At 70.7% G+C, this 24,837-nt stretch carries 21 protein-coding genes; 5 read left to right on the forward strand and 16 right to left on the reverse strand.

Translation table 11 applies throughout. The features are described from left to right. Nucleotides 1-136 precede the first annotated feature (136 nt). Nucleotides 137-1,591 carry an MFS transporter gene (locus J7E96_RS28480; RefSeq protein WP_215135290.1) on the reverse strand — a complete coding sequence of 485 codons (1,455 nt, stop codon included), beginning with the start codon at nucleotides 1,589-1,591 and terminating at the stop codon, nucleotides 137-139. Between the two features lie 52 nt (nucleotides 1,592-1,643). Here J7E96_RS28480 and dusB point away from each other — a divergent pair, with 52 nt between their 5' ends. From dusB to J7E96_RS28495, 3 genes are all read left to right on the forward strand, one after another. Then, complete coding sequence (gene dusB, locus J7E96_RS28485) at nucleotides 1,644-2,783, forward strand: tRNA dihydrouridine synthase DusB (protein ID WP_251070569.1); 1,140 nt, start codon at nucleotides 1,644-1,646, stop codon at nucleotides 2,781-2,783. A 385-nt stretch (nucleotides 2,784-3,168) separates the two neighbouring features. Further along, the gene (gene ppdK / locus J7E96_RS28490; RefSeq protein ID WP_215135295.1) at nucleotides 3,169-5,913 is read left to right on the forward strand and encodes a pyruvate, phosphate dikinase; all 2,745 of its coding nucleotides are present in this window, start codon (nucleotides 3,169-3,171) and stop codon (nucleotides 5,911-5,913) included. A 436-nt stretch (nucleotides 5,914-6,349) separates the two neighbouring features. Beyond that, on the forward strand, nucleotides 6,350-7,375 hold the full coding sequence (locus J7E96_RS28495; protein WP_215135297.1) for a helix-turn-helix transcriptional regulator: 1,026 nt from the start codon (nucleotides 6,350-6,352) through the stop codon (nucleotides 7,373-7,375). Between the two features lie 17 nt (nucleotides 7,376-7,392). Here the strand turns inward: J7E96_RS28495 and J7E96_RS28500 are convergent, their stop codons facing one another. The 7 genes from J7E96_RS28500 to J7E96_RS28530 all read right to left on the reverse strand — a co-directional run bounded on the left by J7E96_RS28500 (nucleotide 7,393) and on the right by J7E96_RS28530 (nucleotide 14,225). Next, on the reverse strand, nucleotides 7,393-8,547 hold the full coding sequence (locus J7E96_RS28500) for an alkaline phosphatase PhoX (RefSeq protein ID WP_215135299.1): 1,155 nt from the start codon (nucleotides 8,545-8,547) through the stop codon (nucleotides 7,393-7,395). An 87-nt stretch (nucleotides 8,548-8,634) separates the two neighbouring features. After that, entirely contained in the window at nucleotides 8,635-9,849 is a 1,215-nt protein-coding gene (pcaC, locus tag J7E96_RS28505) for a 4-carboxymuconolactone decarboxylase (protein ID WP_215135301.1), read from the reverse strand. After that, on the reverse strand, nucleotides 9,842-11,293 hold the full coding sequence (locus J7E96_RS28510) for an adenylosuccinate lyase family protein (protein WP_251070570.1): 1,452 nt from the start codon (nucleotides 11,291-11,293) through the stop codon (nucleotides 9,842-9,844). Before J7E96_RS28510 ends, pcaC begins: the two co-directional genes overlap by 8 nt. Next, a complete protein-coding gene (gene pcaG, locus J7E96_RS28515) occupies nucleotides 11,280-11,846 on the reverse strand; it encodes a protocatechuate 3,4-dioxygenase subunit alpha (RefSeq protein ID WP_215135303.1) in 567 nt (188 codons plus the stop codon). The genes J7E96_RS28510 and pcaG overlap by 14 nt, the downstream gene beginning before the upstream one ends. Further along, complete coding sequence (pcaH, locus tag J7E96_RS28520) at nucleotides 11,846-12,613, reverse strand: protocatechuate 3,4-dioxygenase subunit beta (protein ID WP_215135305.1); 768 nt, start codon at nucleotides 12,611-12,613, stop codon at nucleotides 11,846-11,848. The genes pcaG and pcaH overlap by 1 nt, the downstream gene beginning before the upstream one ends. After that, nucleotides 12,613-13,407, reverse strand: a complete 795-nt coding sequence (locus tag J7E96_RS28525) for a CoA-transferase subunit beta (RefSeq protein ID WP_215135307.1) — start codon at nucleotides 13,405-13,407, stop codon at nucleotides 12,613-12,615. Before J7E96_RS28525 ends, pcaH begins: the two co-directional genes overlap by 1 nt. Beyond that, nucleotides 13,404-14,225 (reverse strand): CoA transferase subunit A, encoded by an 822-nt coding sequence (locus J7E96_RS28530; RefSeq protein ID WP_215135309.1) that lies wholly within the window; start codon nucleotides 14,223-14,225, stop codon nucleotides 13,404-13,406. The genes J7E96_RS28525 and J7E96_RS28530 overlap by 4 nt, the downstream gene beginning before the upstream one ends. A gap of 129 nt (nucleotides 14,226-14,354) precedes the next feature. Between J7E96_RS28530 and J7E96_RS28535 the strand changes: the two genes are divergently transcribed. Further along, a complete protein-coding gene (locus J7E96_RS28535; RefSeq protein ID WP_215135311.1) occupies nucleotides 14,355-14,792 on the forward strand; it encodes a MarR family winged helix-turn-helix transcriptional regulator in 438 nt (145 codons plus the stop codon). 20 nt (nucleotides 14,793-14,812) lie between these two features. On the opposite strand, the gene J7E96_RS28540 is transcribed toward J7E96_RS28535, so the two are convergent. Continuing rightward, entirely contained in the window at nucleotides 14,813-15,379 is a 567-nt protein-coding gene (locus J7E96_RS28540; RefSeq protein ID WP_215135313.1) for an SRPBCC domain-containing protein, read from the reverse strand. Between the two features lie 137 nt (nucleotides 15,380-15,516). On the opposite strand from J7E96_RS28540, the gene J7E96_RS28545 reads away from it, so the two are divergent. Beyond that, nucleotides 15,517-15,927 carry a VOC family protein gene (locus J7E96_RS28545; protein ID WP_215135315.1) on the forward strand — a complete coding sequence of 137 codons (411 nt, stop codon included), beginning with the start codon at nucleotides 15,517-15,519 and terminating at the stop codon, nucleotides 15,925-15,927. 33 nt (nucleotides 15,928-15,960) lie between these two features. On the opposite strand, the gene J7E96_RS28550 is transcribed toward J7E96_RS28545, so the two are convergent. The 7 genes from J7E96_RS28550 to J7E96_RS28580 all read right to left on the reverse strand — a co-directional run bounded on the left by J7E96_RS28550 (nucleotide 15,961) and on the right by J7E96_RS28580 (nucleotide 24,701). Next, nucleotides 15,961-16,890 (reverse strand): oxidoreductase, encoded by a 930-nt coding sequence (locus J7E96_RS28550; protein ID WP_215135317.1) that lies wholly within the window; start codon nucleotides 16,888-16,890, stop codon nucleotides 15,961-15,963. Nucleotides 16,891-16,930: 40 nt separating this feature from the next. Beyond that, nucleotides 16,931-18,868: an FUSC family protein gene (locus J7E96_RS28555; protein ID WP_215135319.1), complete on the reverse strand. Its 1,938-nt coding sequence runs from the start codon at nucleotides 18,866-18,868 to the stop codon at nucleotides 16,931-16,933. Between the two features lie 182 nt (nucleotides 18,869-19,050). Beyond that, nucleotides 19,051-19,821, reverse strand: a complete 771-nt coding sequence (locus J7E96_RS28560; RefSeq protein WP_215135322.1) for an SDR family NAD(P)-dependent oxidoreductase — start codon at nucleotides 19,819-19,821, stop codon at nucleotides 19,051-19,053. A gap of 93 nt (nucleotides 19,822-19,914) precedes the next feature. Next, complete coding sequence (locus J7E96_RS28565) at nucleotides 19,915-20,499, reverse strand: TetR/AcrR family transcriptional regulator (RefSeq protein WP_215135324.1); 585 nt, start codon at nucleotides 20,497-20,499, stop codon at nucleotides 19,915-19,917. 32 nt (nucleotides 20,500-20,531) lie between these two features. Beyond that, nucleotides 20,532-20,864: a nitrite reductase small subunit NirD gene (gene nirD, locus J7E96_RS28570; protein ID WP_215135326.1), complete on the reverse strand. Its 333-nt coding sequence runs from the start codon at nucleotides 20,862-20,864 to the stop codon at nucleotides 20,532-20,534. After that, entirely contained in the window at nucleotides 20,861-23,380 is a 2,520-nt protein-coding gene (gene nirB, locus J7E96_RS28575; RefSeq protein ID WP_215135329.1) for a nitrite reductase large subunit NirB, read from the reverse strand. The genes nirD and nirB overlap by 4 nt, the downstream gene beginning before the upstream one ends. Nucleotide 23,381: 1 nt before the next feature. Next, nucleotides 23,382-24,701 (reverse strand): NAD(P)/FAD-dependent oxidoreductase, encoded by a 1,320-nt coding sequence (locus J7E96_RS28580; protein ID WP_215135331.1) that lies wholly within the window; start codon nucleotides 24,699-24,701, stop codon nucleotides 23,382-23,384. Between the last annotated feature and the right edge of the window lie 136 nt (nucleotides 24,702-24,837).

Consider the following 24,837-nt stretch of genomic DNA (forward strand, 5'->3'; position numbering starts at 1 on the left):
GGGCCCGCACCCGCACCAGCCACTTCGCAGCACTTCGCCCCGCCGGATAGATCCAGCGGGGCGAAGCAAGAAGCAACAGGGCCCGAATAAACCAACAGCGTCCACAGACAGCGGTCCGGGCCCCTTCGCGTGTCCTTCAGCGCACCGCGCCCGCCGACGACCGGCCCGTCGGGCAGTCCTCCAGCCGGGCCGCCGTCCGGCGGGCCGACCGCAGCGCCCATGGTCCGCTGGTCAGGGCTCCCACCAGCAGTACGCACAGTCCGCAGCCGGCGATGATCCACCAGGCCGGCCTGCTCGCCGCCACGAACGTGTCGGCGTACGGCCGGCCGTGCACCCCGGCGGCCAGCACCGCGCCGATGACGGCGACGCCCAGCGTCGTACCGACCTGCCTGCTGGTCGAGGCGACCGCGGCGGCGACGCCCGCCTGGGCGCGCGGCATCCCGGATACGGCGGTGTTCGTGATCGGCGCGTTCACCATGCCGAAGCCCACGCCGAACAGCACGTACCCGGTGAACAGCAGGGGTGTGGACGTCTCCGCCTCGAACGCCGCGAACAGCACGCCGCTCGCCGCCATCGTGACCCCGGCCACCAGGAGTGACAGGCGCGGCCCGCGGCTGCCTACGAGCCGTCCCGAGAGCGGTGCGCAGACGAACGTCAGAGCCGCCATGGGGAGCATGTAGAGCCCGGCGTGCAGCGCGGAGAAGCCGCGCACGTCCTGGAGATACAGGGTGTTCACGAAGAGGAAGCCGCCGAGCGCGGCGAACGCGCACACCGCGATCACCGTCGCCCCGCTGAAGGGCGCACTCCGGAAGAACCGGAGATCGATCAGTGGCTCGGTCCGTCTCGGTTCGTACACGAGAAGGCACAGGAGTGCCGAAACGGCCGTTCCCGCGAACAGCAGAATCAAGGGTGACGTCCAGCCCGCCACGGGTGCCTCGATGATCGCGTACGTGAGCGATCCGAGCAGCGCGATGACGAGCAGCTGGCCGACGGGGTCGGGGCGGCGTGCCTTCGGGGCGCGCGACTCGGGTACGTACCGAATGGTCAGCAGGAGTGCGGCCAGCCCCACCGGCAGATTCAGCCAGAAGATCGCCCGCCAGCCCACCGAGTCCACCAGCAGGCCGCCGATCAGCGGGCCCGCGGCCATGGAGATTCCGACCACACCGCCCCACACCCCGATCGCCCGGGCCCGCTCCCGCGGCTCGGTGAAGGTGTTGGTGATGATCGACATGGCGACGGGGTTGAGCATCGAGCCGCCGACGGCCTGGACCATGCGGAAGGCGACGAGCGATTCGAGGTTCGGCGCGAGGGAGCACAGCAGCGAGCCGAGCGTGAAGAGCACGAGGCCGGTCTTGAAGACCCTGCGCCGCCCGATCCGGTCTGCGGTGGAGCCCGCGAGCATCAGCAGCGAGGCGAGGACCAGCGTGTACGCGTCGATCGTCCACTGCATCCCGGCGACCGTCGCCCCGAGTTCCTTGCGCATGGAAGGGAGGGCGACGTTGAGCGCGGTGTTGTCGAGGCTCACGATCAGCAGGCTCATGCAGCAGATCGCCAGCACCAGCAACCGCCGCCGGTGGGTGAGCTCGGGCATACGCGGATAGTACGGCTCACTAATGACTCGTGCCGTACGGGACAATGGGCCCATGACCACCGCGCTCCCCATGCTCTCCATCGGCCCGCACTCCGTGCAGCCGCCGGTGGTGCTCGCCCCCATGGCCGGCATCACCAACGCCCCTTTCCGCACCCTGTGCCGCGAGTTTTCCGGCGGCAAGGGGCTGTTCGTGAGCGAGATGATCACCACGAGGGCGCTGGTCGAGCGCAATGAGAAGACCATGCAGCTGGTCCACTTCGACGCGGCCGAGACGCCTCGGTCCATCCAGCTGTACGGAGTGGACCCGGTCACCGTCGGCAAGGCGGTCCGCATGATCGTGGACGAGGACCTGGCCGATCACATCGACCTGAACTTCGGCTGCCCGGTGCCGAAGGTGACGCGCAAGGGGGGTGGCTCGGCGCTTCCGTACAAGCGGCCGCTGCTGCGGGCCATCCTCAACGAGGCCGTGTCCAACGCGGGCGAGCTGCCCGTGACGATGAAGATGCGCAAGGGCATCAACGACGACCACCTCACCTATCTCGACGCCGGACGGATAGCGGTCGAGGAGGGCGTCACAGCGATCGCTCTGCACGGCAGGACTGCCGCTCAGCACTACGGCGGTACGGCCGACTGGGACGCCATCGCACGCCTCAAGGAGCACGTGCCGGAGATCCCGGTGCTCGGCAACGGCGACATCTGGTCCGCCGACGACGCGCTGCGGATGATGCGCGAGACGGGCTGCGACGGTGTGGTCGTCGGGCGCGGCTGCCTGGGGCGCCCGTGGCTGTTCGGGGACCTGGTGGCGGGCTTCGAGGGTACGGACGCGTACGCGGCCCCGACGCTGCGCGAGGTGGCCGCGGTGATGCGCAGGCACGCGGAGCTCCTTGGCCAGTGGATCGGTGACGAGGCACGCGGGGTCATTGACTTCCGTAAGCACGTCGCCTGGTACCTCAAGGGCTTCGCCGTCGGCTCGGAGATGCGAAAGAAGCTTGCGATCTCCTCATCTCTGGACGAAATGGACGCTCACTTGAGCGAGCTCAATCTGGACCAGGCGTGGCCGGTGGGGGCGGACGGACCTCGGGGTCGTTCGTCCGGTAATGGGCGGATTGTCCTGCCGGATGGCTGGCTGAAGGACCCGTACGACTGCGCGGGTGTGAGCGAGGACGCAGAGCTGGACACGTCCGGAGGCTGAGATTGGGGTCTCGGATGGGTCTCATTCGAGCTCATCTGTGGCGTGATCCTCGCCACGCCTGATGAGCTGTTTGCTCAGATGAGCATGTTGGTCGAGACTGCATCTCTCAAAAGGTGGCACTGGGTGCCACCTTTTTTGTTTTGATCGATCAAACCATTCGTTACTCTCCGCCTATGGTTTGCGCGATAATGATTGCTGAGCGTATTTCTGTGTACAACTCTTGAACTGAGTCCGTTATGTGCTCCAGGTAGTTGATCACTTTCGATCTGCTGGCGGACGAGTGGTTAAGGCCGCATGACAGTCAGGTGGACGTACCCAGACACCTTCGATCTGGGTATGTTCCTGGCCGTCAGGGCAGCCACCGAGCCTCGAGGAGTCGAGACCCGTGTCGGAAAACAAAGATCTTCACGTAGTCACACCCGCGCCTGAGGGCCAGAAGTTCGTTTATGACTTCACCGAGGGCAACAGGAACCTCAAGGACCTGCTGGGCGGCAAGGGCGCCAACCTCGCCGAGATGACCAACCTCGGGCTGCCCGTCCCTCCGGGCTTCACCATCACGACCGAGGCGTGCAAGGTCTACCTCGACAGCGGCGAGGCGCCGGAGGCGCTGCGCGCCGAGGTCAGCGCGCACCTGGAGGCCCTTGAGCAGAAGATGGGCAAGAAGCTCGGCCAGCCCGACAACCCGCTGCTCGTCTCCGTCCGCTCGGGCGCCAAGTTCTCCATGCCCGGCATGATGGACACCGTCCTGAACATCGGGCTCTCCGACAAGTCGGTCACCGGCCTCGCCAAGCAGGCCGGCGGCGACGAGCGCTTCGCGTGGGACTCGTACCGCCGTCTCATCCAGATGTTCGGCAAGACGGTCCTCGGCGTCGACGGCGAACTCTTCGAAGAGGCGCTGGAGCAGGCGAAGGCCGCCAAGAAGGTCAAGGTCGACACCGACCTGGAGGCGGCCGACCTCAAGAAGCTGGTCCGCAAGTTCAAGAAGATCGTCTCCGACGAGGCCGGACGCGACTTCCCGCAGGACCCGCGCGAGCAGATGGACCTCGCCATAAACGCGGTCTTCGACTCGTGGAACACCGACCGCGCCAAGCTGTACCGCCGCCAGGAGCGCATCCCCGGCGACCTCGGCACGGCCGTCAACATCTGCTCCATGGTCTTCGGCAACCTCGGCCCCGACTCCGGCACCGGTGTCGCCTTCACCCGCGACCCCGCCAGCGGCCACCAGGGCGTCTACGGCGACTACCTGCAGAACGCGCAGGGCGAGGACGTCGTAGCCGGTATCCGCAACACCGTGCCGCTCGCCGACCTCGAGAACATCGACAAGGCGTCGTACGACCAGCTCATGCAGATCATGGAGACGCTGGAGACCCACTACAAGGATCTCTGCGACATCGAGTTCACGATCGAGCGCGGCCAGCTGTGGATGCTCCAGACCCGCGTCGGCAAGCGCACCGCCGGTGCCGCCTTCCGCATCGCCACGCAGCTCGTCGACCAGGGCCTCATCGACGAGGCCGAGGCGCTCCAGCGCGTCAACGGTGCGCAGCTCGCGCAGCTGATGTTCCCGCGCTTCGACGAGGAGGCGAAGACGGAGAAGCTCGGCCGTGGCATCGCCGCCTCCCCGGGCGCCGCTGTCGGCAAGGCGGTCTTCGACTCGTACACGGCCGTCAAGTGGTCGCGTTCCGGCGAGAAGGTCATCCTCATCCGCCGTGAGACCAACCCGGACGACCTCGACGGCATGATCGCCGCCGAAGGCATCCTGACCTCGCGCGGCGGCAAGACCTCGCACGCCGCCGTCGTGGCGCGCGGCATGGGCAAGACCTGCGTCTGCGGCGCCGAGGAGATCGAGGTCGACACCAAGCGGCGCCGTATGACGGCTCCGGGCGGGATCGTCGTCGAGGAGGGTGACGTCGTCTCCATCGACGGCTCCACCGGCAAGGTGTACCTCGGCGAGGTGCCCGTCGTACCGTCCCCGGTCGTCGAGTACTTCGAGGGCCGCATGCACGCCGGCGCCGACGACGCCGACGAGCTCGTCGCCGCCGTGCACCGGATCATGGCGTACGCCGACCGAGTACGCCGCCTGCGCGTGCGTGCCAACGCCGACAACGCCGAGGACGCGCTGCGCGCCCGTCGCTTCGGCGCCCAGGGCATCGGCCTGTGCCGTACGGAGCACATGTTCCTCGGCGAGCGCCGCGAGCTCGTGGAGCGGCTGATCCTGGCCGACACGGACGACGAGCGCGAGCAGGCGCTGGGCGCGCTGCTGCCGCTCCAGAAGGCCGACTTCATCGAGCTGTTCGAGTCGATGGACGGCCTGCCGGTGACGGTGCGGCTGCTCGACCCGCCGCTGCACGAGTTCCTGCCGGACATCACCGAGCTGTCGGTGCGCGTCGCGCTCGCCGAGTCCCGCAAGGACGCGAACGAGAACGACCTGCGCCTCCTCCAGGCCGTGCACAAGCTGCACGAGCAGAACCCGATGCTGGGTCTGCGCGGTGTACGTCTGGGCCTCGTCATCCCGGGTCTCTTCGCGATGCAGGTACGCGCTATCGCGGAAGCCGCGGCGCACCGCAAGAACGCCAAGGGCGACCCGCGCCCGGAGATCATGATTCCGCTCGTCGGCACCGTCCAGGAGCTGGAGATCGTCCGCGAGGAGGCCGACAAGGTCATCGCCGAGGTCGAGGCCGCCAGCGGCACCAACCTCAAGCTGACCATCGGCACCATGATCGAGCTGCCGCGCGCCGCGCTGACCGCCGGTCAGATCGCCGAGGCCGCGCAGTTCTTCTCCTTCGGTACGAACGACCTCACCCAGACCGTGTGGGGCTTCTCCCGCGACGACGTCGAGGCGAGCTTCTTCACGGCGTACCTGGAGAAGGGCATCTTCGGGGTCTCCCCGTTCGAGACGATCGACCGGGACGGCGTCGGCGCACTCGTGCGCAGCGCCGTCGAGGCCGGGCGCGCCACGCGTCCCGACCTGAAGCTCGGCGTCTGCGGCGAGCACGGCGGTGACCCGGAGTCGGTGCACTTCTTCCACGAGGTGGGCCTGGACTACGTCTCCTGCTCGCCGTTCCGGATCCCGGTGGCGCGCCTTGAGGCGGGGCGCGCGGCGGCGCAGTCCTCGGGCAGCGACTCGCGCTAGCAGGACCCGTAACAACCAGAGCGGCGGCACCTCGATGCGAGGTGCCGCCGCTCTGTCGTGTTCTGTCGTCAGACAATTAGTGGTACAGGAAACAACAGAAAGCAACAGCAGTTGAATTCCGCCATTCTCCCCTGAAATGGGTGGCAGGACGGCAGGATGCGGTCGCCGGATCCCCACCCGACGACCGCATCCTGATAGCTCGCCGGACACTGAGCCGCTACCTTCGCCGACCGCCGCCAGACCCAGCAAAGCCCCCCACGGCCTTCGCTGCGTCTTTCCGGTGACTCCGGTGTCGTGCCCGACGAGGAACAGCATTGCGTTCGGCACCGTCGCGCGCGATGCGTTTCAATTGTGGCTGAAAGGCCGTGGTGACGGCGTGTGATGGCATGCATACTCAACTGCGGGGGCGATTGCGGATGCAACAGATGGGGCTTCGGTGCTACGTGTTCATTTCTCCGGTGTTGACTTGTCGAGGGTTCGGCTGTCCGACCGGCCGGACGCGTTATGGGAAACGGTGCTCAGTTTTCACAGACTGCGCGACAGGCGTGGTGCCAAGGTGTTCGGAGAATGGCGCCGGGAATCGCGTACTCGGTTGAATGGTGAAACACGACTGTTGGCGCCGGTGATACCGAGCAGGGGTTATTTCCCGGATTTCCTGACGCCTCGTGAGGGCGTGCGCGGCATGGAAGAGGGACTCGAAGCGGTACGCGGTACCGCCCCCGAGCGGCTGCGCGCCGAACTGGCCCTGCTCGCCGCCACGCACCGCCAGAGCGACCGTACGGCTGCGCAGAGCTGCGGGGCGTCGACGCAGCAGCGCCGGCACGCCGCCCCGCTCGCCGGCGGCCGGGGCGACGCACTGGCCCGGCTCGTGGGTGCGCTGCGCGGCTACCACCGCGCCGCCGTCGAGCCGTACTGGCCGCACGTCCAGTCCCGTATAGAAGCCGACCGGGCCGCCAGGGGCCGCGCCCTGCTCGACGGCGGCGCGGACGAACTCCTCGCGTCACTCCCGCCGATGCTGCGCTGGCGCCCGCCGGTCCTGGAGGCGGACTATCCGGTCGACCGGGACCTGTATCTGCGCGGGCGGGGACTGCTGCTCCAGCCGTCGTTCTTCTGCCGCGGCACCCCGGTCGTCTACCGGGACCCGCAGCTGCTGCCCGTGCTGGTCTACCCGGTGACCCACGCGGACGCCCCGGCGCCGGCCGACGACCCCGGACCGCCGCTGGGCCGCCTCGTCGGCCAGACCCGCTCCACGGTCCTGGCGGCCATCGGCGGCGGCTGTACGACGAGCGAACTGGCCCGCAGGGCAGCGGTGTCGCTCGCCTCGGCGAGCCAGCACGCGTGCGTACTGCGCGAGGCCGGCCTGGTCGTCACCCTGCGGCACGGCAACTCGGTGCTGCACACGCTGACGCCGCTGGGCGCCGCCCTGCTGCGGGGCGGCGCCACAGCGGAATCACTCCAGTGAGATGTGGGAGACGTGTGTCAGCTGCGGAAGGGGCCCGTCACCTCGTACGTGATGCCGCCGGACGAGCTGCCGCTCGTACCGCGCTGGCTGGAGAAGTACAGGCGCCTGCCGTCCGGTGAGAACGCCGGGCCGGTGATCTCGGAGCTCGACTGGCCTTCGATCCGCAGGAAGGTGGCCACCACGTCGTCCGGCGTGATCACGCAGATCTCCATGTTGCCGCCGTCCTCGGCGACGAACAGGTCGCCGGAGGCCGTGCCGGTGACGTTGTCGACGCCCGTCAGGGGGGCCGTGCCGTTGACGAGCGAGTCGTCGTAGGCGAGCTCGATGGTCTGGGCGGCCGCGTTGTACTGCCAGACGCGGCCGTCGCCCTTGGTGGTGAACCAGCAGGTGTCGTTGGCGTAGTAGCAGCCCTCGCCGCCCGTGAAGCGCTTGGCGCCCGAGACCTGGTTACGGGTGGCGGTGGCGCCGCTCGGGTCGGGGACGGTGGCCCAGGTGACGGGTCCGGACGTACCCGAACCCATCTTCAGGACCTCCAGCCTGCCCGCCGACAGGTCACCCCAGGTGGTGGGCGTGAAGCGGTAGAAGCAGCCGTCGGTGACGTCCTCGGTGAGGTAGATGGTCTTGCGTACGGGGTCCGCCGCGGCGGCCTCGTGCTTGAAGCGGCCCATCGCGTCGCGGCGTACGGCGGCCTTCACGCCCCACGGGTCGGTCTCGTAGACGTAGCCACGGTCGACCTCCTCGCACGACAGCCAGGTGTTCCACGGGGTCTTGCCGCCCGCGCAGTTCTGGCGGGTGGAGGAGAGTATGCGGTACGCGCCGGTTATCGCGCCCGTCGAGGAGAAGCGGACCGCGCCCGCGCCGCCGGAGGGGTTGATCTCCGAGTTGGAGACGTAGATCCAGCCGGTTCCGTCCGCGTAACAGTCACCGCCGTCGGGCGCGTTGTGCCAGGTGTACGCGGTGGAGCCGACCTTCTGGCCGGAGCGGGCTATGACGCGGCTGGTGAAGCCGGCGGGCAGGCGTATGCCGTTGGCGTCGGCGGCGCCTATGGCCCCGTAGGGACCGGAGCCGGGCTGCGCGGGGGCGGCGTACGCGGCGCCGCGCCAGAGGGTGCCGCCGAAGGCGGCTGCGGAGGTGCCGATGACAGCGCCGCGCAGGAAGCTACGACGTTCCATGTGTCACTCCAAGATGGGGGGACTGTGACCTCGGAACGTAAGAGTCTCGAATTGACAGTGCATCAACAACCGGTGAGCGGAAGGTGATCAGTCGTCGACTTGGTCTTCGAGGTAGTCGACGCGGTCCAGGTCGTCGAAAACGCTCTGGGCCACAGCGAAGGCGGAGTTAGCGGCGGGGACCCCGCAGTACACCGCCGTCTGGAGCAGGACCTCGCCGATCTCGTCCCTGGTCAGGCCGTTGGTCAGCGCCGCCCGCACATGCAGCGCCAGCTCCGCCTCGTGGCCGTGGGCGACGAGCGCCGTGAGGGTGATGCAGCTGCGCGTGCGCCGGTCCAGGGTCTCGCTCGTCCAGATCTCCCCCCACGCGTACCGCGTGATGAAGTCCTGGAAGCGGGCTGTGAACGGGGTCGTACGGCTGACCGCGCGGTCCACGTGGGCCGATCCCAGTACCGCCCGGCGCACGCGCATGCCCGCCGCGTGGCGGGACGCGTCGGTGTGGGCGGGCGGCGGGGCGAAGTGGGCGAGCAGGGCGTTCGTCACCGTCTCCGGCTTCTCCACGCCTGCCAGGTGCGCCGCGCCCGCGATCTCCAGCAGGCTGGAGCCCGGGATCGCGTCGGTGATCTCGCGGGCGTGCGCGGGTGGCGTGGCCGGGTCGTCGCGGCCGGCCACGACGAGGGTCGGTGCGGTGATCGAGGGGAGCGCGCCGCGCAGGTCGTACACCGCGAGGGCGTCGCAGCAGGCGGCGTAGCCGGCCGGGTCGGTGGCGCGCAGGTCTTCGATGAGCGCGTGGCCCAGGGGTGTTGAGGCGAAGGCCGGGGCGAACCATGTGCCCGGGCGGCTCGCCACCATCGCCTCGGTGCCTTCCGCCCGCACGAGAGTGGCGCGCTCGCGCCAGGTGGCGGGCTCACCGAAGCGGGCCGACGAGCAGACCACGGCGAGGGCGGTGACGCGCTCGGGGTAGTGCGCCGCCAGGTGAAGCCCGACGGCGCCGCCGATGGAGACACCGGCGTACGCGAAGGACTCCCAGCCCTGTGCGTCGGCGGCCCGCAGCACGAGCGCCGCCAGGTCGGCGACGGTCGCCGTGCCGGCCGCCCGCGGGATCACGTCGGCGGGGGTGCCGCCGTGGCCCGGGAGGTCCCAGCGCAGGACGCGGTGGACGCGGGCCAGGGCGGCGAGCTGCGGCTCCCACACGGTGAGGGAGGTGCCTACGGAGGGGCCGAGGATCAGGGGCGTGCCGGATTCTGGGCCGTCCAGGCGGACGTGGGGGAGGAAGTGGGGGAGGTTGTGCGTGTCCTCAGGCATGGGGGTGCTCCGGCTTTCGGTCCAGGGCGCGGTCTACCAGGGCGGCCGCGGAGCCGGTGTAGCGCGTGGGGTCGGTGAGTTCGGCCAGTTCGTCTTCGGCCAGTTCGTCTTCGGGGAGCGCGTCGGCGAGGGCCTCCGTCAAGGCCTCTGCCAGGGGGATGCCTTCGGCGGTTGTGCGTCGGGAGGCCGCGGTGAGGAGTTCTTTGGCGGCGGCTCGGCCGAGGGCGGGCGCCAGGACTGCGGCGATGCGTTCGCTGACGATCAGGCCGTGGGTGAGGTCGAGGTTCTGGCGCATGCGGTCGGGGTGGACGCGGAGGCCTTCGGTGAGGTCGGCCGCGTGGGCGGCCGCGCCGCCGGCCAGGCGCAGGAGCTCGCGCAGGGGCTGCCATTCGGCGTGCCAGGCGCCTGCGGGGCGTTCGTCCCCGGCGGAGGCGAGGGAGGCGAGGAGTACGGAGGCCAGGGCCGGGGCCTGTTGGGCGGCTGAGGCGATCAGGGTGGCGCGGACGGGGTTGGCCTTGTGGGGCATCGCGGAGGAGGCGCCGCCGGTGCCTTCGGAGACTTCGGCGATTTCGGTGCGGGAGAGGGTGAGGACGTCTGTGGCTAGTTTGCCCAGGGCGGCGCAGGTGAAGGCGAGGGTGGTGGCGAGGTCCGCGATGGGGGTGCGGAGGGTGTGCCAGGGGAGGCTGGGCGCCGCCAGGTTGAGTTCGGCTGCGTACGTGGTGAGGAGGGTCAGGCCCGGGTCGGGGGTGCGGGTGGTAAGGCCGGGGTCGGGGGTGCGGGGGGCTGGGCCTTCGGCGGGGGTTCCGCTGTGCCCACCCGTTCCGCCCTGGCGGAACGTATGCCCACAGCGTGGGGGTGGGGCGAATGCTGCCAGGGTGCCTGCCGCTCCGCCCAGTTGGGCGGGGAGGGTGAGGGCGCTCAGGCGGCTTGTGGCGTCCATTGCCAGGGAGCGCCAGCCTGCTGCCTTCAGGCCGAAGGTGGTGGGGACCGCGTGCTGGGTCAGGGTGCGGCCCGGCATGGGGGTGTCCCGGTGGACCGCCGCCAGGGTGGTGAGGGCCGTCGCCGTGCGGGTCAGGTCGGCCGTGATGAGGGGGAGCGTGCGCGCTGCCACCAGCATCATCGCCGTGTCGACGATGTCCTGGCTCGTCGCTCCCCGGTGCACGTACGGCGCGGCTTCCGGGCCCACGGCTGCCGCGAGGTCGGCCACCAGGGGGATCACCGGATTGCCGCCGGGCCGGGCACGCAGTGCCAGGTCGCGTACGTCGAAGTGGGCGGCCATGGCCGCCGCCGTGACCGCCTCGCCCGCCCAGGCGGGCCCCTGCGCCCGCGTGAGGGCCGCCTCCGCGTCCAGCATCGCCTGGAGCAGGGCCACGTCGCCGGTCGCAGCATCGGCCGCGGTTCCGGTGCGTACGGGAGAGAGCAGTCCGTGGTCAGGCGAAGTCAAGGAAGACCGTCTCCTCCTCGCCCTGGAGGCGGATGTCGAAGCGGTGGGTGCGGTCGCGGTTCGGTTCGGGCCGGGCGATCAGTGTCGCGCGGCGCTCGGGAGTCAGCGAGGCGAGCAGCGCGTCCGGGCCCTCCGCCAGGTAGGCGCGTGTGAAGAGGTGGTGGGTCAGGCCCCGCGCGAACACGCACACGCTGATGTACGGAGTGGACGGGCCCCCTGGGGGCAGGGTGCGGACCGTGTAGTGGCCGTCCGCGTCCGTCGGGACCCGGCCGAAGCCCGTGAAGTCGACCCCGTTGCGGCCGAGGAAACCGCCCGTCACGGGATCGCGGCGCATCGAACCCGGCGCGCCGGTCAGTGAACCGTCCGGTCCCGCCTGCCAGAACTCGACGATCGCGTCCGGGACCGGTTCCCCGGCGCCGTCGTAGACGTACCCGTGAAGCGTCATCGCGTCGGGATGTTCCCGGGGGGCGATATCGCCGCCTCCCGGGAACGGCAGGGCGTACCCGTAAAAGGGACCCGCAGTGTGCGACGGGGTGGGCGGCAGATATGTCATCAGCGGCCTTCCTCGATCCAGGTGGCGGACGGGCCGTCGAGGACGATGTCCCAGCGGTAGCCCAGCGACCATTCGGGGCGGGAGAGGGAGTGGTCGTACGCGGCGACGAGCCGGGCGCGCGCCGCGTCGTCCGTCACCGACTGGAGGATCGGGTCGTACGCGAAAAGTGGGTCCCCAGGGAAGTACATCTGGGTGACCAGGCGCTGCGTGAAGGCCGTGCCGAAGAGCGAGAAGTGGATGTGGGCGGGGCGCCACGCGTTCTGGTGGTTGCGCCACGGGTAGGCGCCCGGCTTGATGGTCGTGAAGCTGTACGAGCCGTCGTCGCCCGTCAGCACCCGCCCCACGCCCGTGAAGTTCGGGTCCAGGGGCGCCGGGTGCTGGTCGCGCTGGTGGGCGTAGCGGCCGGAGGCGTTGGCCTGCCACAGCTCGACGAGCTGGCCGCGTACCGGACGGCCCGCACTGTCCAGCAGCCGCCCGGACACGGTGATGCGCTCGCCGAGCGGCTCACCGGCGTGCTGCCGGGTCAGGTCGTGGTCGAGCTCGGTGACGTCGGTGTGGCCGAAGACGGGGCCGGACAGCTCCACGGCCTCGGGGTCCCTGCTGACGGCCACCAGGGGCTGCTGCGGGTGGCGGAGAAGACTGCTGCGGTACGGCGGGAAGTCGCGCGGGGGGTGATGCGCGGCGGGGGTGCCGGCCGCGCGGGCCTTCTCGTAACCGGCGCGGATCTCGGCGAGCTCGCCGTCGATGTCGGACTGGGTGAGAGTCATCAGGCGGTGTCCTTTCCTGCGGACCTTCCCGCTGCCTTGAGGGTGCGCAGCGCGGCCAGTTCGGCGGCGGTCGGCGGCTCGGTGACCCCGACCGTGTCCGCCGTCTTCAGCTCCCAGCCGGTGGCCGCCCGTACCTGCTCGACGGTGACACCGGGGTGCAGCTCGGTGAGCACGAGTTCGGCGGTGGCCGGGTCGGGCCGCAGGATGCCGAGGTCGGTGATGACGGCGACCGGGCCCGCGCCCGGCATGCCGAGCTCCTTGCGGTCGCCGGGACCCGAGCCGTGGCCGAGCGTGGTGACGAAGTCCAGCTTCCGCACGAAGTTGCGGGTGGAGTGGCGCAGCACCATCAGCACTTTGCCGCAGTTCGACGCGATCTCGGGTGCGCCGCCCGCGCCCGGGAGGCGGCCCTCCGGCTTGTCCGGGCCTCGTTCGATGACCGTCGTATTAATGTTGGCGAAACGGTCGACCTGGGCCGCGCCGAGGAAGCCGACATCGATCCGGCCGCCCTGGAGCCAGTAATTGAACATCTCGGGTACGGGCACCACCGCGTCGGCGGTCTCGGCCAGTTCGCCGTCGCCGATGGACAGCGGCAGCCGGGTCGGCTTGGAGCCGATCGTCCCGGACTCGTAGATGAGCACCAGCTTGGGATTGACGGTGTTGCGGGCGAGGTTGGCGGCGGTGGACGGCAGCCCGATGCCGACGAAACAGGTCCGCGCCCCGGCCAGCGCGCGGGCCGCGTTGACCTCCATCAGCTCGTCGCGGGTGAAGTCCTCGGTGGTGGCGGAGGTGGTCATCGGACGGCAGCCCCTTCGGTGCGTACGTTCGTGTCGAGCCACTGCGTGAAGGCGTCGCGGTCCCGGGCGATCGGGTCCCACGCCTGGTAGAAGTCGTTGTCGCGCACCGTGTAGCCGCTGGCGTACGACGGATGCGCGCCGCCCGGCACGACGGCGACCGCGTCGATCACCCAGGTCGGCAGGACGACGCCGCCGGGCCGGGGCGTCAGCTCGTCGACGATCTCCTCGACCGTCACGAGCACCCGGCCGGCGGCCAGCGCGGCCTCCTTCTGGACGCCGGTCAGGCCCCACAGCTGGACGTTGCCGTCCCGGTCGGCCTGCTGGGCGTGGATGACGGTGACGTCGGGGTTCAGCGCGGCGACGGCGGCCAGTTCCTCACCGGTGAACGGGCAGGTGACGGAGGAGACCGTGTCCGTACGGGTGGCGAGGTCGGAGCCGCGGTAGCCGCGCAGGACGGCGAACGGCAGTCGCGACGCACCCGCGACGTAACGGTTGGCCATGCCCGCGTGGCTGTGCTCGTCGAGCTCCAGGGGGCGCGGCCAGCCGTTCTCGACGGCGTCGCGGAAGCGGTGCAGGGAGCCGACGCCCGGGTTGCCGCCCCAGGAGAAGATCAGCTTCTTCACCAGACCGGCGCCGATCAGCTGGTCGTAGATGACGTCCGGGGTCATCCTGGCGAGGGTCAGGTCGGTGATGCCCCGGCGGATGATCTCGTGCGCGGCGGCGTACGGGATCAGGTGCGTGAAACCCTCCATCGCGAGGGTGTCCCCGTCGTGGATGAGGTCCGCCACGGCGTCGTGCAGGCTGCGTATGTCGGCCATCGTCACTCACTCCACAGTTGCTCAGTGTACTGACTAGTTTTTCGTCGAGGCCGTACAATTCCACCGAGTCCCGCTCACGTCAATGGCTCAGTACACAGAGCATCACCCAGGATTCGCAGGAGGCCCCGCATGGCTGCGGTCGATCTGAGCACCCACCCCGGGCATCTCGCCCGGCGGCTGCAGCAGGCGCACACCCTGCTGTGGACCACGATGGTCTCGGAGGAGACCACGTCGCCGCAGTTCGCCGTGCTCAATGCCCTGGCCGAGAAGCCGGACATCGACCAGCGCACCCTGAGCGAGCACGTTCACCTGGACCGCTCGACCATCGCGGACCTGGTGGCACGCCTCGGCAGGCGGGGTCTGCTGGAGCGGGTGCGCGACCCGCACGACGGCCGGCGCAACGTACTCAAGCTCACGGACGAGGGCGCGGCGGTGCACCGCAAGCTGGTCACCCGGACGGCCCGGATGAACCGGGTGTTCCTCGCCCCCCTCGACGAGAGGGAGCAGGAGACGCTGCTGCGCCTGATCGGCCGGGTCGCGGACGCGGCGGAAGAGCTTCGGGCCTAGCTCGGCGGGCGGCTCTCCTCTCACGGCTCCAGAAGCGTCTTGAGAGCGGCGAGGCGTTCCTTCCAGAAGGCCTTGTACGCCGCCACCTCCGCAGCGTCCGCGAGCTTCGTGTGCTGGAGTGCCACCTGCGTCTTCGACTCGCCCTTGGGAGTGAAGCTGACGGAGAGCCGGCCGTTCCCGTAGTCGGCCGACAGAGTCTTCCCCTCCCGTCGCGTACGCAGCGAAAACTCGCTCCCGGGAAGCCACCGGCGGCGTACATCCGCATCGGTGAAGGCGGCCTCGCAGCGCGCGACCGGCGCTTCCACGGTTCTGCTGCCGCTCGCCTGCCACTCACCGGTCGAAGACTGGCCGACCTCGCGCAGTCCGCGCTCCTGCTCGTACCCCACCGTGATCGACTGGGCGTACCACCCGTCCACGGCGAGGTCATCGGTCAGGTGGCGGGCGATCTCCGTGTGGGTGCGCCCGGTGGCGCCCCACGCGTCGAGGAGGGCGAACCACGCGTCCCAGTCCCGGCCGGTGGACGCCTTCAGCACGTCGGCCGACAGCTTCTCGGTGATCTTCTTTCCGGCGCCGGCGGAGCTGGTCATGGCGCCGACGCTAGAACGGGCGTGGCGGGCCCGCAAGGCGGAAATTTTCCGCGAGTTCCTGTTCGAGCGATGAGTTTCGCGCGGCCCCCGGGTCTACCCCTGCGAAAGGCAACGACGAGAGAAGAGAGACACCGCTCATGCCTCAGATGATCTTTGTGAACCTGCCGGTGAAGAACCTCGACACCACGAAGTCCTTCTTCAGCAAGCTCGGCTACTCCTTCAACCCGCAGTTCAGTGATGACAAGACCGCCTGTCTGGTGATCAGCGACACGATCTTCGCCATGCTGCTCACGGAGCCGCGCTTCAAGGAGTTCACGAAGAAGGAGATCGCGGACACGAGCCGGACGACGGAGGTACTGCTCGCGCTCAGTGCCGACAGCCGGGAGAAGGTCGACGAGATGGCCGACACGGCCCTCGCGTCCGGAGGATCCCCGGCAAACGAGCCCATCGACCACGGCTTCATGTACGGCCGTTCCTTCCAGGACCCCGACGGTCACACGTGGGAGATCATCTGGATGGACCCGTCGGCGGTCGAGGGGCAGGGCTGAGGCACAGCCCCGCTCAGAAGACGACGGAGGGCCTCAGGCCTTGAGGCCCTCGTACGTCACCCCGGTGAGCTGCTCCGAGGCCACCCACAGGCGCTCGCTCGCCACATCGTTCGTTGTCCACTTCGCGCGCCACGACTTCGTGGGCGCGCCCCGCCAGCCCTGGATCTTCGGCCCGGTGAACGAGTCGGGCCGTACGCCGGGTCCTGTCGCCGCGTACAGCGTGGGCAGGGCGCCGGACTCGGCGGGCTGCGCGATGATCCTGTTCCCGAGTCCGACGATCCGCTCGGCCGCCCTGCGCCCCTCCATCCGTACGCCCGCGCTCTGGAGGTTCGTGCTGGCATAGCCGGGGTGGGCGGCCGCCGCGACGACGTCGGAGCCCGCCGTGGCGAGGCGCGCGGCCAGCTCGTGGGTGAAGAGCAGGTTCGCGGTCTTGGAGCGGCCGTACGCGATCCAGCGCCGGTACCTGCGCTCGCTGTTGAGGTCACCGATGTCGATGTTCGCCAGGGCGTGAAGGCCACTGGAGACGGTCACTACGCGCGCCGCGGGCGTCCGGAGGAGGTGCGGGAGAAGCAGCCCGGTGAGGGCGAAGTGCCCGAGGTGATTGACCCCGAACTGCGTCTCGAAACCGTCGGCGGTGCGTCCGTACGGGAGCGCCATGACGCCCGCGTTGTTGATGAGCAGGTCGAGGCGGTCGTGCGCGTACGAGCCGGCGAAGTCCCGTATGGAGGACAGCTCCGCCAGGTCGAGTGGTGCGAACTCGACCAGCGCATCCGGGACTTCGCGCCTGATGCCCGCCGCCGCCTCCTTGCCGCGCTGCTCGCTGCGGCACGCGAGCACCACGCGCGCGCCGCGGCGGGCGAGTTCACGCGCCGTGACGAGTCCGATGCCGCTGTTGGCCCCGGTGACCACGGCCGTACGGCCGCTCTGGTCGGGGATGTCGCGCGCTTGCCAGCCAGTCGTCATGGGGGCAAGCGTACGGCCGGGCACCGCTCGGACGGTCGTGTCACCGACCGGTCACCTTTTCCCGGATGCGGTGCAGTTCGGCGACCACGTCCGCCAGCGTCTCGCACTCCACGGCGATGGTCGGCTCGGGCGGGGGCCGGTCGCCCCGTCCGCCCCGCCCGTCCAGCGCGTCGGCGATGGCCGTCATCGCCGAGGTGACCTCGTGCGCCTCACGCTGCGACGGGCGGGCGGCGCCGTGCTCCATGCGCACCGCGCAGGCCGTCGCCGCGTCCGCGATCCGTTCCGCCGCGGCGACGAGCGGCGCCCAGTCCGTGTCCCTGGCGCCTTGGGCCGGCAACTCGGCCGCCACTGTGTCGGCCGCGTACCGGGCCTCGCTGAGCGCCCGGTACGCGGCCCGGCGCAACGCCATCCGCTCATCGGTCCGTTCACCGGCCGGGGCGTGGAGAACATGGCTCAGGTAGGCCTCCGTACGCCGCAGGGCAGCCGCCAGCCGGTGCCCGACCCGGGCACTCGGGTCGGCGAGCAGCGGCAGGTGGCCGACGATGAGCACGATGGCGCAGGCGATGGCGGTGTCGATGAGCCGGCTGTCGGCGGCCCGGGTGTCGCCGCCCACCCAGACGAAGGACAGCACAAGAACCGTGACCACGGCGGTCTGCATCGCGTAGTGCCGACTCGCGACCGGCACCAGCGCGCCGGCGGCGGTGGCCAGGACTGCCGGCCACCACTGGCCCCCGTACGCCGCGGTGAACAGGGCGGCCGCCGCCGCGAAGACCAGGACGCCGAGTGCCGTCCCGGCGAAACGGTTCACCGTGCGCGAGAACAGCGGCCCCAGATCCGGCTTCACCAAGAACGCCGCCGTCGTCGGAAGCCAGTACCAGTGGTCGGGGCGCAGTGCCAGCGCCACCGCCGCGCTCGCCGTCACGCACATCGCGACCCTGGCCCCGTACCGTCGGCCGGGCGCACTGAGTGCCCGGCGGCGGACCAGTGGCGGTGCCACCGACTTCGCGTCGGCCGGGCTCGATACCCGTGGCTCCGTACGGCTGAACACCACCGCCGCGCTCAGCACCGCCCGGTCGAACGCGGCGCGCGCGGCCGTGCTCGCCTCCGGTGCGGGCAGTGCCCCCGGTGGGGCGTTGGTGCGGATCGCGGCCGCCAGCCGGCGCGGCCCCTCGGCGACGCGCGGCGGCAGTGGCCGCGCCTCCCACAGCAGTGCCACGCCCGCCTCGCACAGCGCGGTGGCAGCGGCGTACCGCTCGGTGAGCAGCAACTCGTCGGACGTGACGCGGCGCCGCAGCAGGCGGTGCAGGCGCAGCGCTTCGTCCGCCCTGTCCATCGCCGCCGTGAGCCGGCGCCGTGCCGGTACGGCGCCGGGTCCGCCGACCGCCGTCAGCGCGTCGGCGAGCGCCTCGAACGCCGAGGCCAGCGCCGCCCGCTCGCCGGCCAGGGCTCCGCCGGCGGGGCGCGGTGGCCGCAGCACCAGGCGGAGCAGCAGCAGCCACCCGGCCCCGCCGAGGAAACACAGCGCCTTGAACCAGGGCGCGCCCGGCAGCGGCATGCCCATGCCTATGGATGTGGTGACCATCAGCTGCATCCCGGCCGCCGAGCTCACCGGGCCGGTCACGCTCACGGCCCCCGAGACCAGTCCGACCGCGAACATGGCGAGCAGGGCCCACCAACCGCCCGCCAGGTCCGCGTACGCCGCACCGGCCAGCAGCCCCGTCGCCCCCGCGAGCGTCGGCAGTCCGACATGCACGATGCCGGTACGCCGGGTGCCCGGCCGGTCGTTCACACCGGCGAGCATGGCGCCCAGCGCCGCCGGAACGCCCGCCTCCGGTCGCCCTGCGGCGATTCCCGCCCCCAGCAACGGGCCGGCGGCGAGCGCCGCACGCCCGACGGCGCCCCACGGCACGGGCGCCTTCTGCCATCGCAGGGGGTGGGCCAGCCATGCCGGCAGGTCACGCGGAGACAACAAAGGCATCCTCGGGCAGTTCGGTCTGCGGGAGCCGGGGAGGACGCCATCGGCCGGCGGCTGGCAACAAGCGTACGTGCGCCATGTTGCGTACGTGAGACAAGTTGCGTCCGGGCATCGAGTGTCCGGGCATCGGGCCTCCGGGAGGTGTGCGGCGAGCGGTGAGCCGGGCGACGGCGCCGCGTGGCGGGTCAGGCGGAGGCGCCTCCGTCGATGACGAGGTCGCTGCCGACGACGGACGCGGCGTCGGCGGAGGCCAGGTACAGCACGGCGGCGGCGACCTCATCGACCGTCGACACCCGGCCGAGCGGTGACTCGTCCTTCATGCGGACGGCGCGCTCCGCGTCACTCTCGCCGGGCAGCAGGGACATGGTGGTCGCGGCGGGGCCGGGGCTTACCGCGTTGATCCGGACGCCGTCCTGGATGTGGTCGACGGCCGCTGCGCGGGTGAGGGCGGAGACCGCCGCCTTGGAGGCGATGTAGCCGGCGACGCCCGGGATGCGGCGGTGCGCCCCGAGGTTGGCGGAGATGTTGACGATCGCGCCGCCGCCTTCCTGGGTGCGCATCGCGTCGATCTCGGCCTGCATCGACAGGAGTACGCCCGTGACGTTGATGTCGAGGAGCGTGCGCCAGTCGTTCTCGGGAAGCTCGGCGACGGGCGCGCCTCCCCGGAACACGCCGGCGTTGTTCACGGCGGCATCGAGGCTTCCGAACCGCTCGACGCTCTCGCGAACGAGCGCCCGCACGTCCTCGGAACGGCTGACGTCGGCGGTGATCGCGACCGCATCGCCACCGCAGCCCGCCCGCTGCGCCAGTGCGACGGTCTCGTCGAGGGTCGCGGCGGTGCGTCCCGCGACGACGACGTTCGCGCCCTCGGCGGCGAAGGCGAGCGCGATGGCGCGGCCGAGACCGGAGCCTGCGCCGGTGACGAGGGCGGTCTTGCCGGAGAAGCGAGCAGTCATGATCTGTCCGTCCTTATTCTTGAACGAGCGTTCTGTTATTAGGGCGTAAAAGAGACGCCCCAGGGGCGCCTGTGAAGAAGTTTGTTGATTCGGTCAGTCGAGAAGTGTCAGCGCCTGCTCGGCCGCGTCCCGCACCCTGGCCGGGTCGCTGGAGGCCTTCCCGACGACCCGCAGGCCCTGCATCAGTACGAGCAGCATGCGGGCGAGCGCCCGCGGATCGCGGTCCTCGGGCAGCTCGCCCTGCGCCTGTGCCCGTACGAGCGCGGAGTGCAGCAGGGTCTCGATGTGCTCCCAGCTCACCTCGACCCGGCGGGCCGCCGAGTCGTCGTGCGGGGCCAGCTCGGCGGCCGTGTTGGTGACGAAGCAGCCGGTCAGCCGTTCCGCGTCGGAGGCCGCCTCGGCGGCGAACCGCCGCATCACCGCGCGCACGGCCGGCAGTGCGGGGCCCGGCTGCGAAAGCTCGCCGAGCAGCCGCGGGTTGCGGGAGTCGGCGTACCGGTCGAGCGCCTTCAGGTAGAGCTCGTGCTTGTTGCCGAAGGTGGCGTAGATGCTGGCGCGGCCGATGCCGAGGTGCTCGACGAGGTCCGCCATGGTCGTCGCCTCGTAGCCGCGCCGCCAGAACAGCTCCAGGGCTGCCTGCAGTGCGGCGTCGGGGTCGAATTCCTTGGTCCTGGCCACGTCCGGAACGCTAGCCTTACTGGAACGATCGGTCAACTAACTCCGACGCGCACGGCGAACGTCTGCACGGCGACTGTTTCGTCGTCCAGACAGAGGCCCGTTTCCAGATCGAAGCGCTGCTTCAGGAGAGGCGACGCGACAAAGGGGCGGCCGTTCGCGGATCCGATCAGACCGCGCGACAGCACCTGGGCGCCGGAGAAGGGGTCACGGTTTTCGATGGCGTACGGGCGCCCCGCGCGGTCCGTGAACAGCGCGGCCTGACGGCCGTCGGGGAGCAGGGCCGCCACACCGCGTCCGGGAATGAGGTCGGAGAGGGCACAGGCGGTGAACCAGGAGTCGTCGTCGATACGCAGTTGCAGTGTCATCCCGCTCGGGTCCCTTCGAGGGTGAGGAAGGTCAGGTCCGGCTTGATCTGGTCGCGCTCGGGAACGAACCGTACGGACGGGTCCGGCGCGTCGGGGGCGTTGACGAACGACACGAACCGGGACAGCCGCTCGGGGTCGTTGATCGTCTCGGCCCATTCGTCGCGGTAGCCGGACACGTGCGTGGCCATCATGGCTTCCAACTGCTCGCAGATGCCGAGCGAGTCGTGGACGACCACGTCCCTGAGGTGGTCCAGGCCGCCCTCCAGCCGCTCCAGCCAGGTGGAGGTGCGCTCCAGGCGGTCCGCGGTGCGGATGTAGAACATCAGGAACCGGTCGATGAGGCGCACGAGTTCCGCGTCCGACAGGTCCTGGGCGAGGAGATCGGCGTGACGCGGAGTCGCGCCGCCGTTGCCGCCGACGTACAGATTCCAGCCGTTCGCGGTGGCGATCACGCCGAAGTCCTTCGACTGCGCCTCGGCGCACTCGCGCGCGCATCCCGAGACCGCCGACTTCAGCTTGTGCGGCGCGCGCAGGCCCCGGTAACGCAGCTCCAGGTCGATGGCCATGCGGACGCTGTCCTGGACGCCGTAGCGGCACCAGGTCTGTCCGACACAGGACTTCACCGTCCGCAGGGCCTTCCCGTACGCGTGGCCCGACTCGAAGCCGGCGTCCACCAGGCGCGTCCAGATCAGCGGAAGCTGCTCGACGCGGGCGCCGAAGAGGTCGATGCGCTGGCCGCCGGTGATCTTCGTGTAGAGGCCGAAGTCGCGGGCCACTTCGCCGATCACGATCAGCTTCTCGGGGGTGACCTCGCCGCCGGGGATGCGCGGCACGATCGAGTACGAGCCGTTGCGCTGCAGGTTGGCGAGGAAGTGGTCGTTGGTGTCCTGGAGGGCGGCCTGTTCGCCGTCGAGGATGTAGCCGTTGCTCAGGCTGGCGAGAATCGAGCCGACCGTCGGCTTGCAGATCTCGCAGCCGTCGCCCCCACGGGCCTCCTCACGGCCGTGCGAGTCGAGCAGCGTGGCGTACGACGTGATGCGCAGGGTGCGGACGATCTCGTACAGCTCGGAGCGCGTGTGCGGGAAGCAGCCGCACAGGCCCTTGTCGCCGGACTGGGGAAGCAGCTGGCCGATCAGCTTCACGCAGCTGCCGCAGCCCGTTCCCGCCTTGGTGCACTTCTTCACCTCGGGAAGCGACGAACAGGCGGTCACCTGCCCCTTGGTGACGTTGTGACAGTTGCAGACCACCGCGTCGTCGGGGAGGGAGGACGGGCCGAGGGTGACCGAGCCGCTGCCCGCCGGCGCGATGAGCTGTTCCGGTGCGACGGGCGGTACGGAACCGGTGAGCGGTCGCAGCATCGCGTACGCGTCGGCGTCACCGACGAGGACGCCGCCGAGGAGCTTGCCGTCCGGGCTGACGACGAGCTTCTTGTAGACGCCGGAGCGCGAGTCGGAGTACGTGACGTCCAGGCAGCCCTCCGCGTGGCCGTGCGCGTCACCGAAGGACGCGACGTCCACACCGAGGAGCTTGAGCTTCGTGGACATGTCCGCACCGGTGAACGCCTTGCTGGCCTCTTCGGCCGTTCCCGCGATCGTTTCGGCGGCGGTCTCCGCCATCTCGTAACCGGGCGCGACAAGGCCGTACACCCGGCCGTCCACCGCCAGCGCGCACTCGCCGATCGCGAAGACCGCGGGGTCGGACGTACGGCACTGCTCGTCGACGGCGATGCCGCCCCGCTCGCCGACCGACAGGCCGCAGTCGCGGGCCAGCTGGTCGCGCGGCCGTACACCCGCCGAGAAGACGACGAGGTCGGTCTCCAGCGTCGAACCGTCCGAGAGGGACATGCCGTTCACGACGCCGGCGTCGTCGGTGGTCACGGCCTGGGTGCCGACGCCCGTGTGGACCGTCAGGCCCATGCCCTCGATCGTACGGAGAAGGGCCGCGCCGCCGCCCTCGTCGACCTGGACGGGCATCAGCCGGGGAGCGAACTCCACGACGTGCGTGGCGAGCCCGAGCCCGCTCAGCGCGCCCGCCGCCTCCAGGCCCAGCAGTCCGCCGCCCACGACCGCTCCCGTACGCGCTGTTTTCGCGTACGCCTCGATCGCGAGGAGGTCCTCAATGGTGCGGTAGACGAAGCACCCTTCCGCGTCCTTCCCGGGAACGGGTGGTACGAAGGGGTACGAACCAGTAGCGAGGACCAGCGTGTCGTACGTGAAGGTCCGTCCGGCGCGCGAGGTGACCGTGCGCGACTCGCGGTCGATGGCCGTCGCCGGGTCGTCCAGGTGCAGTTCGATGCCGTGCCGGTCCATGAAGTCCGGCTCGCCGAGGGCGAGGTCGTCAGGGGTGCGGCCGGAGAAGTACGAGGTCAGCTGGACGCGGTCGTACGCGGGCCGGGGCTCTTCGCACAGGACGACGACACGCGCCCTGTTGGTCACACCGCGCTCCGCGAGGGCTTCCAGGAAGCGCTGGCCGACCATGCCGTGGCCGACGACCACGATCGTGGGTGGTGTGGACATCTCAGGCGCCTCCAAGCAGATGGAACAACGGGGTGGAGGGGAGCGGTTCGTCGCCCTCCCAGGTGCGGGCGAGTTCGCCGACGGCGCCGAGATCGCCAAGCAGGATGCCGCCGATCAGCCGGTCCCCGCGCACGACGACCTTGCGGTACGCACCACGGGTGGCGTCGGCGAGGCGGACGACGTCGTCGCCGGGGAGCGGGTTCGTCTCGCCGAACGCGGCGAGGTCGAGCGGCCCGGCGCCCGTGCCGCCGCCGAGGGTGAGGCGGGTGAGGGCGCGGGTGCCGGTGTAGCGGTCGGTGCTCGCGGGCAGCGCGGCGGTGGCCGCGGTGGCCGCGGTGGCCACAGCGTGGTCGGCCGGCGGGGTGGCCGCGGGTGAGTCCAGCAGCAGTGCGGCCAGGATGTCGGCCTGTTCGAGGGCCGGGCCCGCGAGACCGTATACGCGGCCGTTGTGCTCCGCGCAGTCGCCGATGGCGCGGATGTGCGGGTCCGAGGTGCGCAGCTCGTCGTCCACGACGATGCCGTGGCGCACCTCCAGCCCCGCGGCCTGCGCGAGGCCGATTCGGGGGCGTACACCGCAGGCCAGGACGACGAGGTCGGCGTCGAGGGCGTAGCCGTCGGCGAGCTCGACGGCCCGCACGGTCCCGGCACCCTCGCCGGACTCGCAGCGCAGGCCGCGTACCCGGCACTCCGTGTGCACCTCGACGCCCAGCGCCTCCAGGTGGCCGCGCAGCAGCTCGCTCGCACTCGGGTCGAGCTGGCGCTGCATGAGGTGTTCGCCCTGCTGGGCCAGTACGACCTGGGCGCCGCGCTCCGCGAGCGCGCGGGCGGCAGAGACGCCGAGGAGGCCGCCGCCGATCACGACGGCGCGGGTGCCTTCGCGTACGGCGGCTGCCAGTGCCAGGCAGTCGTCCATCGTACGGAAGGGGTGGACGCCGTCGGGGAGGTCGGCGCCGAGGCCGCGCAGCGGCGGCAGGACGGGGTTGGAGCCGGTGGCGAGGACGAGTGTGCCGTACGGGACGACGCTGCCGTCGTCGCACTGCACCACCCGCTCGGCGCGGTCGATACGGACCACCCGCACCCCGCGCCGTACCGGCGTCGCGGGCTGGGCGATGACCTCGGGGCCGTAGCGGCCGGCGAGGACTTCGGCGAGCAGCACCCTGTTGTACGGGGCGTGCTCCTCCTCGCCGATGACGGTGACCTTCGGGCCCGCCGCCCCCGCCGCCCCCGTGGCCTCGGCCGCCGGGGTGGGCTGACGGGTCAGCTGCCGGGCCAGCCGGGCACCCGCCGTCCCGCCGCCGATCACCACGATGTCCTTGCTCATGACCGCAGACTGCCGGGGCGGTGTTACCCGACCGCATCCCGTCTGTTTCCCGCGGGGAACACTGCGCTCAGCGCAGCGCGCAGCGCGCTGTGAGGAGTGGGGGACGGCGTGGGGCACCGCGGCCCCCGGCCGGGCT

It is taken from the genome of Streptomyces sp. ISL-96 (genome assembly GCF_018614035.1).
Lineage (GTDB): Bacteria > Actinomycetota > Actinomycetes > Streptomycetales > Streptomycetaceae > Streptomyces.